This window comes from Paraburkholderia terricola (assembly GCF_900142195.1).
Lineage (GTDB): Bacteria > Pseudomonadota > Gammaproteobacteria > Burkholderiales > Burkholderiaceae > Paraburkholderia > Paraburkholderia terricola.
The window spans coordinates 104,755-119,340 of sequence record NZ_FRAB01000019.1 but is presented as its reverse complement, the minus strand read 5'-3'; the positions used below and the strand labels follow the sequence as shown (position 1 = coordinate 119,340).

General features: G+C 63.5%; 11 protein-coding genes. 10 read left to right on the top strand and 1 reads right to left on the bottom strand.

The features are described 5' to 3' along the window. Window positions 1-218, bottom strand: a 218-nt coding sequence (locus tag BUE39_RS18180; protein WP_073430120.1) for a transposase, incomplete at its 3' end; no start/stop codon positions are given. Window positions 219-1,282: 1,064 nt separating this feature from the next. Between BUE39_RS18180 and BUE39_RS18175 the strand changes: the two genes are divergently transcribed. The 10 genes from BUE39_RS18175 (at window position 1,283) to BUE39_RS18130 (ending at window position 14,583) form a co-directional block, all read left to right on the top strand. Next, window positions 1,283-3,985, top strand: a complete 2,703-nt coding sequence (locus BUE39_RS18175; RefSeq protein WP_073430105.1) for a TonB-dependent receptor plug domain-containing protein — start codon at window positions 1,283-1,285, stop codon at window positions 3,983-3,985. 95 nt (window positions 3,986-4,080) lie between these two features. After that, complete coding sequence (locus tag BUE39_RS18170; protein ID WP_073430104.1) at window positions 4,081-4,692, top strand: MotA/TolQ/ExbB proton channel family protein; 612 nt, start codon at window positions 4,081-4,083, stop codon at window positions 4,690-4,692. A gap of 22 nt (window positions 4,693-4,714) precedes the next feature. Further along, window positions 4,715-5,134, top strand: a complete 420-nt coding sequence (locus BUE39_RS18165; RefSeq protein WP_073430103.1) for an ExbD/TolR family protein — start codon at window positions 4,715-4,717, stop codon at window positions 5,132-5,134. Window positions 5,135-5,220: 86 nt separating this feature from the next. Continuing rightward, on the top strand, window positions 5,221-5,895 hold the full coding sequence (locus tag BUE39_RS18160; protein WP_235004893.1) for an energy transducer TonB: 675 nt from the start codon (window positions 5,221-5,223) through the stop codon (window positions 5,893-5,895). Between the two features lie 182 nt (window positions 5,896-6,077). Beyond that, complete coding sequence (locus BUE39_RS18155; RefSeq protein WP_073430101.1) at window positions 6,078-7,997, top strand: extracellular solute-binding protein; 1,920 nt, start codon at window positions 6,078-6,080, stop codon at window positions 7,995-7,997. 16 nt (window positions 7,998-8,013) lie between these two features. Further along, entirely contained in the window at window positions 8,014-9,066 is a 1,053-nt protein-coding gene (locus tag BUE39_RS18150; RefSeq protein ID WP_073430100.1) for a microcin C ABC transporter permease YejB, read from the top strand. Next, on the top strand, window positions 9,020-10,135 hold the full coding sequence (locus BUE39_RS18145; protein WP_073430099.1) for an ABC transporter permease: 1,116 nt from the start codon (window positions 9,020-9,022) through the stop codon (window positions 10,133-10,135). The genes BUE39_RS18150 and BUE39_RS18145 overlap by 47 nt, the downstream gene beginning before the upstream one ends. Beyond that, the gene (locus BUE39_RS18140) at window positions 10,132-11,793 is read left to right on the top strand and encodes an ABC transporter ATP-binding protein (protein ID WP_073430098.1); all 1,662 of its coding nucleotides are present in this window, start codon (window positions 10,132-10,134) and stop codon (window positions 11,791-11,793) included. Before BUE39_RS18145 ends, BUE39_RS18140 begins: the two co-directional genes overlap by 4 nt. Next, the gene (locus BUE39_RS18135) at window positions 11,786-13,222 is read left to right on the top strand and encodes a TldD/PmbA family protein (RefSeq protein WP_073430097.1); all 1,437 of its coding nucleotides are present in this window, start codon (window positions 11,786-11,788) and stop codon (window positions 13,220-13,222) included. Before BUE39_RS18140 ends, BUE39_RS18135 begins: the two co-directional genes overlap by 8 nt. Beyond that, window positions 13,222-14,583, top strand: a complete 1,362-nt coding sequence (locus BUE39_RS18130; protein ID WP_073430096.1) for a TldD/PmbA family protein — start codon at window positions 13,222-13,224, stop codon at window positions 14,581-14,583. The genes BUE39_RS18135 and BUE39_RS18130 overlap by 1 nt, the downstream gene beginning before the upstream one ends. Window positions 14,584-14,586 lie beyond the last annotated feature (3 nt).

Sequence of the window (14,586 nt, the reverse complement as noted above, 5' to 3'; positions counted from 1 at the left end):
ACCTGGATCAGCATGGCTCGCAGCAACTTCTCCGGCGCGATGCTCGGCCGCCCACCCTTGAGGTCGGCCTCGTACATCCCGGCAAACAACCGATCCATCTTCACCAGTGCTTCGTTCGCCATCACCCGGATCGAACGCAACGGATGCGACTTCGGAACGAAGTCGTCCAGCTTGCGCATGGAAAACAAACTCTCGGTGAATGTGTCGGCGCCGCGCATGATCTCCAAGGGGCAAGTGGGGGTCTTCCATCAACGCTTCAGGGGCCTTCAGCGATGACATTACCGCCGATACTTCAGCAGCCTGTTAGTGCGCGGCGCGCTTTGTTTAGTCGCCGCGATTCGCGACATAGTGGGATTCGCCGGGAGCGCCTCGACAATTTAGAGGCATCTATCTAATGAGGCCGGTGTACCAATCAGGTCTTCATTCATCAAAAAAAGTTTGACGGCCGTTTTTGGTTTGATATTGTCCCCTTCCATCAAGCGCCTTCATCACGAATAGCGCCTGGCCGGCGAGACATCCGCACGCATTGCGCTGCTATTTGTCTTCAGGCTTTCCATGCCGATTTTGAAGTCATGCGACCGCATTTAGCGGCCGCGGTTTTCGCTCGCGCTGGATTTCTCGCCGTCGCACGATTAAGCGGCTTTCGATGCGGTCCGCCACTCGGCGAGCGCCGCCCTTTGACCTCCGTTTTTGAGCTTCATACGCCACGGCACATGAAAACTTATTTGCTTATATCAAACAAATTTTGACGAAGCGATTCTGTCTTGCTATGTTTCCGCCACCCGATAACAAGGAACAAGCCGCCGCGACAACGCGGACGATAGGGCGTTTCCCGAGGAGCTGATGAGACAGTCGCCGAAGATGTCGACTATCTTGGCTCGCACCTCGAGGTTGTCCCCGTCGAACCAGCACAGCAAAAGTTCTAAAGCAATCAAGAAATAAATATTTAGGTATTCAGAAGGTGCGTCTTGTGATTACGCAGGATATCGCTCGCGGAAAAAACATTATTCCGCCGAGCGCCTGCATTTGCGGCGATCGAAATGAATTAGAAAGCAATGGGTTTACTGTTCTGTAAGAAATCACGATTGCGATTTTAAGAAAGCTTAAGTGCCCTTGTATTGCCGAATCATTTATATGCATTTGCTCGTTTTAGTGCATTGCACAGATTCGGGGCAACTTTTGCAAAAAGTGGTGCGTCGTCGCTGTAAATCGAGCGGAGAAGTTCACAAGACTTTTCTTTGCACAACAGGGTGTGGTCTTACTGACGAGTGAGAAGGGGAAAATGAAACAAAGGGCATTGGCGTTGGCCATCAAAAGAATACTTTGGGCTGAACTCGCGTTGTCGGCGGCTATCGCCGCTCCCGCGTTCGCGCAAAGCCAGCCGGCCACGACCGGTGGCGCCGCTGCAACGACGACATCGGAAGCCGCACCGGCCGCGACGGACACGGGCAACGTGACCAAAATGGAACGCGTGGAAGTCACCGGGTCGCTGATCCGCACGTCGGACAAGGTCGGCAACACGGAAGTGCAGACCATCACGCCGAAGGAGATCGAGCAGAGCGGCTACACGACGGTGGCGGACTTTCTGCGCGGCACGTCCGCGAACTCCGGCAGCAGTTGGGGACAAACGACGATGAACAGCTCCGCGCAGGGCGGCGGCGGCATCGCGTTGCGCGGGCTCAGCGAGAAGTACACGCTGGTGCTGGTCGACGGTCAGCGGGTGGCGAACTACGGCAAGGCGGTGAACTTCACCGACACGTTCTTCGACGTCAACTCGATCCCGCTCAACATGGTCGACCACATCGACATCGTGAAGACCGGCGCGGTGTCGGTGTACGGCTCCGATGCGATCGCAGGTGTGGTCAACATCATCACGAAGAAGAACTTTCAGGGCTTGCAGATCGACGGCCAGCTCGGCAAGGCGCAGCATCCCGGCGACGCGCAAGGGAGTTTCAGCGTGCTCGGCGGCATCGGCGATCTGAACTCGGACCGTTTCAACGTGACAGCCGCGGCCAGCTACTACCGCGACAGCGGCTCGTCGCTCGCCGATCGCTCGCTCACCGCCAATCAGGACTTCAGCCAGTTCCCCGGCGGCCTCGCCGGCCCACTCGGTCCGAACCAGCAGTCGTACTGGACCGCGCCCGACGGCACCAAGGTCGCGCTCAGCCCGTGCCCGCCCGGCAGCGTGTCGGCGAACGACGGCTCGACGTGTAAATCGAATCCCGCCAGCACCACCTCGCTGGTTCCGGGCATCACGCGCCTGAACGCGAAAGTGCGCGGCACCTTCAAGATCAACGACGACGTGCAGGCCTACGCCGACTTGTGGGTGAGCCGCAACGAAACCGTGCAGAACGAAGGCCCGGCCGCGCTCTCCAGCACGACCAACGCGTTCAACCCGGCGACCGGTTCGGCGTTGCCGCTCTCGCGCACCGTCTCGGCGAGCAACCCGTACAACCCCTTCGGCGTCGCGACGCCGATCAGCTACACGTTCCCGAATACGGTTTCGGCCGATACGGTATCGACGTTCTGGCGTGCGTCGACCGGCGTGAAGGGCTCGTTCACCACGCAGAAGTTCGGCGACTGGGACTGGTCCGCGGATTACGGCCATTCGCAAAGCACGGTCGACACCACCTACCGGAACGTGCTGAACGTGGCGGGCGTGGAAAGCATCCTGCAGAACGGCGGCTTCAATTTCTCGAACCCGTCGGCCACGCCGAATGGCTTGAACGGCGTGTTCCAGAACGACTACGAGCAGGCGATCTCCAAGCTCGACAGCGTGACCGCCAAGACCTCGACCGGCAACCTGTTCAATCTGCCGGGCGGCCCGGTCGGCGTCGGCTTCGGCACGGAGTTCCGTCACGAGAGTTCGCTCATCAACTCGCGCACCTATAGCGCGCAGGGCATCACCGCGCCGGCCAACATTCAGACGGTCGACGGTTCGCGCAATGTGGCCGCCGTCTACTACCAGGTCGATATTCCGATCATCCGCAACCTGACGTTCACGCAAGCGGGCCGTTACGACCACTACAGCGATTTCGGCGGCGCGTTCTCGCCGAGCTTCGCGCTGCGTTTCCAGCCGGTGCAGGCGCTCACGACCTACGCGTCGTACAGCCGCGGCTTCCGTGCGCCGACGCTGGTTGAAAACTCGCAGGCGGTGTACCTCGGTCACCAGAACCTGGTCGATCCCAACGATCCGAGCGGCGTGCCGACCAAGCACTTCACGACCGAGCAGACCAACGGCAATCCGGATCTGCAGCCTGAGCACACGAAGAACTACAACATCGGCTTCCAGCTCTCGCCGGACTCGTCCACGGATATCGGCGCGGCGTTCTACAAGATTCACATCGACGGCGTGATCGGCACCAACGATCCGAACGCGGTGATGGATGCGAACAACCCGGCCACGGTGATCCGCAATCCCGACGGCACGGTGGCCTACATCAAGCAACAGTTCGTCAACCTCGGCTCGCTCGACACCGACGGTTTCGACATGAATTTCCGCAAGTCGGTCGGCACGAAGTACGGCACCTTCACGCTGGCGGGCGACTGGGTGTACGTGTGGCACTTCAAGCTGAACAGCCCGGGCGCGCCGACCCAGGACTTCGCCGGCAACAACCTCGCGCTGCTGCAACCGTTCGGCGCCAGCAATCCGCGCTGGAAGGGCAACACGAGCCTGAGCTGGGACTACCGCAAGTTCACCACCACGCTGACCTGGCAATACACCGGTCCGTACACCAATGCGGTGGCGGCCGAGTTCGGCGACGGCGGCACGTTGTCGGTCGCCTCGTATAGCCAGTTCAACCTGATGGCGACGTATCGCGGCTTCAAGCACTGGACGATCTACGGCGGCATCAACAACATTTTCGACCGCAAGCCGCCGTTCGACGTGGAGTGGCAGGCCACCCCGGATATCACCGGCTACGACCAGTCGCTTTACACCAACATCGGCCGCTTCTTCCAGGTCGGCGCGACGTACCGTTTCTGATGCATCAGCAGTCCGTTTAGTCAGTCGGCCGCTCCGGCTCCGTCATCGAGACCGGAGCGGCTTGCCTTTGTTCGACACGTAATAGGGAGTTCCCCGTGCTCAATACCCTTATCAACTATTCAGTTCAATCGATGGGCCTGATTCCCTTGCTGGCCTTTATCTTCCTGCTGGGCATCTCGATCATCGTCGAGCGCTTCATGTTCTTCTCGCGAGCGGTCAAGGCGGGCAAGACGCTCGAACATGATCTGAAAATGGTCGAGCCGGCCAATCTGGGCGACGCGCGCAAGGTCGCCGAACACTATAAGCAAACCGTGCAGGGCGAACTCGTCAAGAGCGCGCTGAAGGTGCAGGGCAAACCGGAAGCGGTGGTGGAGCGCGAACTGGAGGAAACCATCATGTTCCAGATGCCGCGCCTCGACCGCAATCTGTGGATTCTCGATACGGCCGTGACGCTCGGCCCGCTGCTCGGCCTGCTCGGCACGATCATCGGCATGGTCGAGTCGTTCAACGTGCTGGGCGCGAGCGGCACCTCGAACCCGAACGGCGTGACGGGCGGCATCGGCCACGCGCTGACGGCCACCGCCTGTGGGCTCACCATCGCGATCATCTGCGTGATCTTCCTGAACTACTTCAACAAGCGCATCCGCATGACGGTCAATCAGTTCGACCTGATCAAGTCGCTGCTCGTGTCGCGCTTCGCCGCCTGAAGAACCGTCAAGGAGAAGGATCATGCGTAACCATCGCAGCCATTACCTGGGCGCGGAAGAGAAGGCGCGCATCGAGATCATCCCGATGATCGACATCATGATGTTCCTGCTGGTGTTCTTCATGCTCGCCACGCTGAAGATGATCCAGGGCGCCGGCATCAAGCTCGATCTGCCGCAATCGAGCACGGCCGAGCAGTTGCAGCAGACGGTGAAGGTGTCGATCGGCGTCACCAAAAGCGACGAGATTTATCTGGACGCGAAGCCCGTCACGCCGACCGAATTGACCGCGCATCTCGAAGGGCTCGTCCACGATGCGAAGAAGGTCGACGTGGCGATCGCCGGCGACGAAGGCACGAGCTACAAGAACATCGTCAAGGTCATGGACCTGGTGCGCGCGGCGGGCATCAGCTCGGTAGCACTGGCGACCAATCCGACGACATGAGCTCTCCGGTACTCGACATGAAAGACCCGCGAAGTCGCCTGAACGGCGCACTCTGGGCAGAGTCCACGCCGGCGCAGCATGGCCGCATGTCCATGAAGACGGCCGTGGGAGTGGCGCTGGTGGTCGAGCTGCTGATCGTCGCCGGACTTTCGCAGGTGAGCTTCAGACAGGAGCCGCCGCCCGCGCGCAAGGTGATGCAGGTGGAGATGGCGCCGCCGCCGCCGCCGCCGGAAGTGAAGAAGCTCGAGCCGCCGCCCGCGCCCACGCCGGTCAAGCCCGTGCCGAAGCAGGTGCAGCCCAAGCCGCTGCCGACGCCCAAGCCGCCGCCGGCGATGCCGTCGCCCACGCCGAAGCCCGCCAACATCGCGCCGGCTGCCAATCCGAACGCGAATGCGCCCGCTCTCGCGACGGCGAACGCCGCGCCCGGACCGGCCACGGCCGCGGCCGCGCCGCCCGTGCCCGCGGCGCCGCCCGCGCTGCATGGGGTGGTCGACGGCCGCGGCCATTGTCAGGCCGTGCAGCCGCAGATTCCGCGCCGCGCGTTGCAGGAGGGCATCTCGGCGACCGTGATCGCGCATCTGTCGATCAGCCCGGACGGCAGCGTGAACGACGTGAAGATCATGCGCGTCACGCCGCCCACCTCGGTGTTCAACGAGGCGGTCATCAGCGCGGCGAAGTCGTATCGATGCGAGAAGAACGCGGAGGCTTACGTCGGTGAAGTGGCGTTCTCGTTCAAGACCGCCGCGAGCGACGACGAGTAAGCACGGCGCGCGGCGGCAACGCGCGTCGGCGAAGGGAACGCGAGCGACGGCCGCAAGCCGTCCTCGCGCCGGTTCGACGTAGTGCGTCACGTATCGCGCGACGTAGTGCGTGACATGCCAGGCCGGCCCGCGAGCCGGCGTCTATCCACACGCAATCACACGCATCCACACGCATTCCGAAGATGAGACTTGTGAAGTTTCGCTGGCCGCGCGCCGTGCCCCCGCTCACGCGCGCGCCACTGCTGAGCCTGAGCGCGGCATGGACGATGGCGCTAGCCGTGAGCCTGGCTTTGAGCGCGGCGCCCGCGCAGGCGAGGCCGTCGATCGCTCAATACGACGAGCCCAAATACCCGGCCGATTTCACGCACTTCGACTACGCCGATCCCAGCGCGCCCGCCGACGGCACGCTCAGCTTCCAGAACTACGACGAGCTGCAAACCTACGATTCGCTGAATCCGTTTCTGGTGCGCGGCGCGCCGGCTCCCGACATCCGGCGCCTGATGTTCGACACGCTGATGCAGCGCAGTTGGGACGAGTTGGCCTCCGAGTACCCGCTGATCGCGGACGACGTGGAAGTCGCCGCCGACCTGGGTTCGGCGACCTTCCACATCAACCCGGCCGCGCGCTTTTCGAACGGCGACCCGATTACCGCGGCGGACATCAAATATTCGTTCGATACGTTGACGAGTCCGCAGGCTTCGCCGATGTTCAACGCGGAGTTCGCGGTGATCAAACGCGCGGTCGTGGTGGACAACGCCACCGTCCGCTTCGACTTCAAACATGCGGAACGCTCGGCGCCGCTGATTGCCGGCGACTTGCCGATCTTCTCGCGCAAGTGGGGCATGCGCGCCGACGGCACGCGCCCGCCGTTCGATCAGATCGCCTCGGAGGCGCCGATCGCGAGCGGCCCGTATCTGATCGAGTCGCGCAAGAACGACAAGCAGATCACCTACCGCCGCAATCCGAACTATTGGGCCGCGAATCTGCCGTCGCGGCGCGGCATGTACCGTTTCGCGAGCATCACGTTCAAGCTGTACCGCGATCACTACACGCAACTCGAAGCCTTCAAGGCCGGCGACGCCGACGTGGTCGTCGAATACAGCGCGACGCAGTGGGCCCGCAAGTACGTCGGCAAGAACTTCACGAACGGCATGCTGAAAAAGGGCGAATTCGCCGACGGCCCCGCGCAGATGCAGGGCTTGCTGATCAATCTGCGCAAGCCGATGTTCCAGGACGTGCGCGTGCGCCGCGCGCTGAGCATGGCCTTCGATTACGACTGGATGAACCGCATGATGTTCCGTGGTCAATACCGGCGCACGCATAGCTATTTCGACGCGAGCCCGTTCGGCGCGACCGGCCTGCCCGGACCCAAGGAACTCGCGCTGCTCGAACCGTATCGCGACAGCGTGCCGCCCGAGGTATTCGGGCCGATGACGAAGCAGCCCGACACCATCGCGCCGAATTCATTGCGCGGCAATCTGCGTGTCGCGCGCGACCTGCTTGCGCAAGCGGGCTGGCACTACCGCGACGGCGCGCTGCGCGATGCGAAGGGCACGCCGATGACCATCGAGATCATGGACGATCAGCCCGGCATGGATCGCCTGATCCTGCCGTACATGCAGGCGCTCGGCGTGCTCGGCATCGAGGCGCACATGCGCGAGATCGACAGCGCGTTGTACCAGAAGCGCCTCGACAATTTCCAATACGACATGACCACCTTCATCTATCCGCCGGTGACGATTCCGGGCGCGGAGCTGCAACGCCGCTTCGGCAGCGCGGCGGCTTCGCAGATCGGTTCGGAAAACTATCCGGGCATCCGCTCGAAGGCGGTCGACGCGCTGATTCGCGCCGCGCTTGCCGCCACCACGATCGAAGACCTGCAAGCGGCGACTCGCGCGCTCGATCGCGTGCTCATCAACTCGTATTACCTCGTGCCCGAGTACTACGCGCCGGGTGCGCGCATCGGCTACAAGGCCACGATGGGCTTTCCGAAGATCGTGCCGGCGACCTACCAGTACGAGGATTGGGTGATCAGCTACTGGTACGCGAAGCCGCGAGCGGCGCAGACCCCGGCGCAGACCCAAACCGCCGCGGCGCATTGAGCGACAGAGGAACAGCATGCTTGCCTACATTCTCAGACGATTGCTGTTGATGGTGCCCACGCTGCTCGGCGTGGTCACGCTGACCTTCGTCGTCACGCAGTTCGTGCCGGGTGGGCCGGTCGAACAGGTGATGACGCAACTCCGCCACGGCACTGGCCGTGGCGGAGAGGCCGGGGCGGGCGGCGGCGGTTATCACGGCAGCCAGGGCGTCGATCCGCAGCAGATCGAGCAGATCAAGAAACAGTTCGGTTTCGACAAGCCGCCGCTCGAACGCTATCTGCTGATGCTCAGGCACTACGCGACGTTCGACCTCGGCCAGTCCTACTATCAGCACGACAGCGTATGGCAGGTGATTCGCTCGAAGCTGCCGGTCTCGGTCACGCTCGGCCTGTGGACCGTGCTGCTCACGTATCTGATCTCGGTGCCGTTGGGGATCGCCAAGGCGGTGCGCAACGGCTCGCGCTTCGATACCGTGACGAGCGTGCTGGTGCTGGCCGGTTACGCGATTCCGGGCTTCGTGCTGGGCGTCCTGCTGTTGATGCTGTTCGGCGGCGGCACGTTCTGGCAGGTGTTTCCGATGCGCGGCCTCACGTCGGATAACTTCGGCGAGTTGAGCGCGTTGGGCAAGGCGCTGGATTATCTGTGGCACATCGTGATGCCGGTCACGGCCTCGGTGGTCGGCAACTTCGCGATCGTCACGATTCTGACCAAGAACACTTTTCTGGAAGAGATCGGCCGGCAGTATGTGCTGACCGCGCGCGCGAAGGGCGCGCCGCAGCGCGACGTGCTGTGGAAACACGTGCTGCGCAACGCCGCGATTCCGTTGCTGACCGGCTTGCCGGCGGCTTTCGTCGGCGCGTTCCTGAACGGCAATCTGCTGATCGAAACACTGTTCTCGCTCGACGGCATGGGCCAACTCTCCTACGACTCGGTGATTCGCCGCGATTACCCCGTGGTGCTCGGTTCGCTGTTTCTGTTCACGCTGATCGCCCTCATCACCAAACTCATTGCTGACGTCTGCTATGTCCTCGTCGACCCCCGCATCCAATTCAACCGCCTGGACCGCTGACGCCTCCGGCGCGGCGCACGCGGCATCGCCGTCGCCGTGGCGGCGCACGTGGCTGCGCTTCAGGCGGCAGCGCCTGGGCTACTGGAGCCTCGTGATCTTCGCGTCGCTGTTCGTCGTCAGCCTGCTTGGCGAGGTGCTGTCCAACGATCGCCCGCTCGTCGTGCGCTACGACGGCCACTACTATTTTCCGATCGTGAAGGACTATTCGGAGACCCTGTTCGGCGGCGATTTTCCGGCGCGCGCAAATTACCTCGATCCGTATATCCGTTCGCGGCTCGAATCGAACGGCAACTTCGCGATCTATCCGCCGAATCATTTTCACTACGACACCATCGACTATTTCGCCGCGCATCCGTATCCGGCGCCGCCCACGTCGAGCAACTGGCTCGGCACCGATCAGTACGGCCGCGATGTGCTCGCCCGTTTGCTGTATGGCTTCCGCTTGTCGGTATTGATGGCGCTGGCGTTGACCGTCTCGGGCGTGGTGATCGGCGTGACGGCGGGCGCCGTGCAGGGTTTTTACGGCGGACGCACCGATCTGATCGGCCAGCGTCTGATCGAAATCTGGAGTTCGATGCCCGACCTGTACCTGCTGATCATCTTCGCGTCGATCTTCGAGCCGACGTTATGGCTGCTGTTCATCCTGCTTTCGTTGTTCGGCTGGCTCGTGCTGTCGGACTACGTGCGCGCCGAATTCCTGCGCAACCGCTCGCTCGATTACGTGAAGGCGGCGCGCACGATGGGCCTCGGCAACTGGCAGATCATGTGGCGTCATGTATTGCCGAACAGTCTCACGCCGGTGATCACCTTTCTGCCGTTTCGCATGAGCGCGGCGATTCTCTCGCTGACGAGCCTCGACTTTCTCGGCCTGGGCGTGCCGCCGCCGACGCCGAGCCTCGGCGAGTTGCTGCAGGAAGGCAAGAACAATCTGGACGCGTGGTGGATCTCGATGTCGGCGTTCGCCGCGCTGGTGATCACGCTGCTGCTATTGACCTTCATGGGCGACGCGTTGCGCAATGCGCTCGACACGCGCTCGCGCGGTTCGGCGTTCGGCGGAGGTCCGCGATGAGCGATGCAGTGCCGAGCCGCCCCTTGCTGGAAGTCGACCGCTTCTCCGTGCGTTTCGGCGACACGATCGCGGTGCATGAATTGAGCCTTTCGATCGCGCGCGGCGAGCGCGTGGCCCTGGTCGGCGAATCGGGTTCGGGCAAGAGCGTGACCGCGTTATCCATCTTGCGTCTCGTGGAGCAAGCCGAATTGAGCGGCCGCATCTTGCTCGACGGCGACGATCTGCTGCAAAAAACCGAGCAGCAGATGCGCGGCATTCGCGGCGCTGATGTGGCGATGGTGTTTCAGGAGCCGATGACGGCGCTCAATCCGCTCTTCACGATCGGCAAGCAGATCGCCGAAAGTCTGCGCCTGCACGAAGGCTTGCGGCCGAACGCGGCGCGCGAGCGCGGCATCGAGTTGCTCAGGCGCACGGGCATTCCCGAGCCGGAACGGCGCATCGACAGTTTTCCGCATCAACTGTCGGGCGGCCAGCGGCAGCGCGCGATGATCGCGATGGCGCTCGCGTGCCGTCCGCGTTTGCTGCTCGCCGACGAGCCCACCACCGCGCTCGACGTCACCGTGCGCCAGCAAATCGTCGATCTGTTGCTCGCATTGCAGGAACAGGAAGCCGCCGACCGCGGCATGGCCGTACTGCTGATCACGCACGATCTGAATTTGGTGAAGCGTTTCGCGCAGCGCGTCGCGGTGATGGAGAAAGGCGTGCTGGTCGAAACCAATACGACCGAAGCGCTGTTCGCCGATCCGCGGCATCCGTACACGAAACGCCTGCTCGACAGCGAGCCGCAACGCGCAATCGAACCGGTCGAAGCCGGCGCGCGGCGCCTGCTCGAAGTGCAGGGGCTCGCCGTCGACTACAGCACGTCCGCGAAAGGCTGGCGTTCGATGTTCAGGCGCTCGACATTTCGCGCGGTGCATGAAGTCGATCTGAGCGTGCGGCGCGGCGAGACGCTCGGCATCGTCGGCGAATCGGGGTCCGGCAAATCGACGCTGGCCGCCGCGGTGCTCGGCCTCCAGCAGCCGGCGGCGGGCCACGTTCATATCGACGGCATGCCGTTGTCGACGCTCAAGACCGCGACGTCCCGCCGGGCGCTCTATGCGCGCATGCAGGTCGTGTTTCAGGACCCGTTCGGCTCGCTGTCGCCCCGCATGACGGTGGAGCAGATCATCGGCGAAGGGCTTGCCGTGCATCGTCCCGAAGTGAACCCGAAGGCGCGGCGCGCCCGCGTGGGCAGCTTGCTGGAAGAGGTGGGTATGCCCGCCGACGCGATGCTGCGCTATCCGCATGAATTCTCCGGCGGGCAGCGTCAGCGCATTGCGATCGCGCGCGCGCTCGCGGTGCAGCCCGAACTCATCGTGCTCGATGAACCGACCAGCGCGCTCGACGTATCGATCCAGAAACAGGTGCTGAACCTGCTGACAAATCTGCAGAAAAAGTACAAGCTAAGCTTTTTGTTCATCACGCACGATCTCGCCGTGATGCGAGCCATGGCGCATCGCGTGATCGTGATGAAGTCGGGGCGCATTGTCGAAGCCGGCGACACGCTCGACGTACTGCACGCGCCGTCGCATCCTTATACGCGGTCTTTGCTGGCGTCCTCGCTGACCGTCGCGCAGCCGGGCGTGATGGCGACTCATACGGAAACCGCCAATGATTGACGAACGTTGGGCGCAAGCCGCCCGCACGCTGAAGAGCCGCGCGGCCTTCTGGTCGCTGCGCATTGTCGACGAACAGATCGACGACCACGAGATTCGCAACGACGTCGCGCAGCCGCTGCGCTCGGTGCGCGACCGCGGCGCGATGCTGATCGCGTGGGTGGGCGCGGGAGCGGGCTATGCGGCCACCGCGAATCTCTCGGCGGCCGGCTTGCAAGCCGCGCTCGACATCGCCACCGCGCGCGCCGAGGCGAGCGCGGCGGTGTCGCTGATCGATCATCGCGAGGTGGCGCGGCCCACGGCGAGCGGGCACTACCTGTCGCCGAACGCGCAACGTGCGCTGCCGGGCCGCGCCGAATGGCTCGACCGTTTGGGCGCCGAATGCGCGAGCGCGAATCTCGATGCACGGATCGTCGAGCGCGTGGCGTCCGTGCAGATCATCCATACCGACCAGCTATACATGACCGGCGACGGCGTGCGCATCGACCAGCAGTTCCGCTTCCTGATGCCGCAACTGAGCGTGGCCGCGCACGCGAACGGCGATACCCAGGTGCGCACGCTCGGCGGCAACTACGGCACGCTCGCGCAGGGCGGCGTGGAAGTGCTGGCGCGCTTCGGCTTCGACGGCGCGGGTGTGCGCGTCGCCAGCGAGGCGCTGCAATTGCTGGCCGCGCCGAATTGTCCTTCGGGCCAGCGCGATCTGCTGCTGATGCCCGATCAGATGATGTTGCAGATTCACGAGTCGATCGGGCATCCGCTCGAACTCGACCGGATTCTCGGCGACGAGCGCAACTTCGCGGGCTGGAGCTTCGTGAAGCAGGAGATGTTCGGCTCGTATCGCTATGGCTCGGAATTGCTGAACGTCACGTTCGATCCCGAACTGCGCGAGGAAGCCGCGTCCTACGCATTCGACGACGACGGCAGCGAGGCGCACAAGCAGTATCTGATCCGCAACGGCGTGCTCGAACGTCCGCTCGGCGGCGCGCTGTCGCAACAACGCGCGCGCATGCCGGGCGTCGCCAATTCGCGCGCGTCGAACTGGAACCGGCCGCCGATCGACCGGATGGCGAATCTCAACATCGAGCCCGGCGCGAGTTCGCTGGACGAGATGATCGGCAACATCGAGCACGGCATTCTGATGCGCACGAACACGTCCTGGTCGATCGACGACCATCGCAACAAATTCCAGTTCGGCTGCGAATTCGGCCAGTTGATCGAGAACGGCAAGCTCACGCAAGTGGTGAAGCAGCCGAACTATCGCGGCATCTCGGCGAATTTCTGGCGCAGCCTGAGCGCGGTAGGCAATGCGGCCACGCGCGAGGTGTACGGCACGTCGATGTGCGGCAAGGGCGAACCCGCGCAGATCATTCGCGTGGGCCATGCGTCGCCGGCTTGCGTGTTCAGCAACGTCGACGTGTTCGGAGGCGCCTGATGAGCCAGTTCATGTCCTCGCGTGCCGCCACGTCGGTGGATTGGCAGTGGCACTTCACCTTGCTCGCCGATGCGATCGAGCGCCTGCGGCAAGGCGCGGAAACCACGCTCAGTTCGTTCGCGGGAGAACAGTCGGACTTCATCCGCTTCAATGGCGGCAAGGTGCGGCAGACGGGCAGCGTGTCGCAAGGCAAGCTGACCTTGCGCCTGATCGACGGCGCGCGCCAGGCTTATTCGACGCTGACCGTATGCGGCGATCCGCAACAGGATCTCGACGAAATCAGCGCGGCGCTCGCCGCCTTGCGCGAAGGCTTGCGCGGCGCGGCGGACGATCCGCATCTGCTGTTCGACACATCGGCATGGCAGCGAAGCACGCAGCGCTCCGGCAAGCTGCCGGACCCGGACGGCTTGTTGCGCACGGTTGCCGAATGCGCGCGGGGGCTCGATTTCGTGGGCTTCTATGCGGGCGGCACCATCGTGCGCGGCTTCGCATCCACGAGCGGCAGCCGTGGCTGGTACGAAGTGGACAACTTCAATTTCAGCTGGTCGCTCTACGATCCGAGCGGCCGCGCGATCAAGACCGCTTACGCCGGCGACGACTGGAGCGATGCCGTGTTCGCGCACAAGCTCGAACAGGCGGCAAGCCGTCTCGGCGTGCTCGCGCGCACGCCGCGCGCCTTGCCGCCGGGGCGTTACCGCGCGTATCTGGCGCCCGCGGCGCTCGCGGAATTGCTCGGCACGGCTGCATGGAGCGGCTTCTCCGCGCGCGCCCAGGCAAGCTCGCGCAGCGAGTTGTACAAGCTGCATGTGGGAGAAATCGCGCTCGACCCGCGCGTGACGATCAGCGAGGATCTGACGCTCGGCATCACACCCGGTTTCAACGACGACGGCTATCTGCGCGACACCGTGCCGTTGATCGAGGCCGGCCGCAGCGCCGAATGCCTGACCAACGCACGCAGCGCGCGCGAATACGGTTTGACGCCGAACGGCGCCTTGGCGAGCGAGTCGCCGGCGGCGCTCTCGATGCAAGGCGGCGATCTGCCCGAAGACGACGTGCTGGCGAAACTCGGCACCGGTCTTTATATCGGCAACCTGTGGTACGTGAATTTCTCCGACCGGATGAATTGCCGCCTCACCGGCATGACGCGCTTCGCGACGTTCTGGGTGGAGGACGGTGAGATCGTCGCGCCGCTCGAGGCGATGCGCTTCGACGACAGCCTGTACCGTTTGCTCGGCAGCGAACTCGAACAACTCGGCGCGCAAGCGGAATTGCTGTTGAGCGATTCGACCTGGGGCGAGCGCGCCACGGGCGGCATGCAATTGCCCGGCATTCTGGTGAGATCGTTTGAATTGACGTTGTGAGCG

Coding starts and splice junctions, on each gene's coding strand:
- BUE39_RS18175 (WP_073430105.1), top strand. CDS start 1,283: ATGAAACAAAGGGCATTGGCGTTGGCCATCAAAAGAATACTTTGGGCT.
- BUE39_RS18165 (WP_073430103.1), top strand. CDS start 4,715: ATGCGTAACCATCGCAGCCATTACCTGGGCGCGGAAGAGAAGGCGCGC.
- BUE39_RS18160 (WP_235004893.1), top strand. CDS start 5,221: ATGTCCATGAAGACGGCCGTGGGAGTGGCGCTGGTGGTCGAGCTGCTG.
- BUE39_RS18155 (WP_073430101.1), top strand. CDS start 6,078: ATGAGACTTGTGAAGTTTCGCTGGCCGCGCGCCGTGCCCCCGCTCACG.
- BUE39_RS18150 (WP_073430100.1), top strand. CDS start 8,014: ATGCTTGCCTACATTCTCAGACGATTGCTGTTGATGGTGCCCACGCTG.
- BUE39_RS18145 (WP_073430099.1), top strand. CDS start 9,020: ATGTCCTCGTCGACCCCCGCATCCAATTCAACCGCCTGGACCGCTGAC.
- BUE39_RS18140 (WP_073430098.1), top strand. CDS start 10,132: ATGAGCGATGCAGTGCCGAGCCGCCCCTTGCTGGAAGTCGACCGCTTC.
- BUE39_RS18135 (WP_073430097.1), top strand. CDS start 11,786: ATGATTGACGAACGTTGGGCGCAAGCCGCCCGCACGCTGAAGAGCCGC.
- BUE39_RS18130 (WP_073430096.1), top strand. CDS start 13,222: ATGAGCCAGTTCATGTCCTCGCGTGCCGCCACGTCGGTGGATTGGCAG.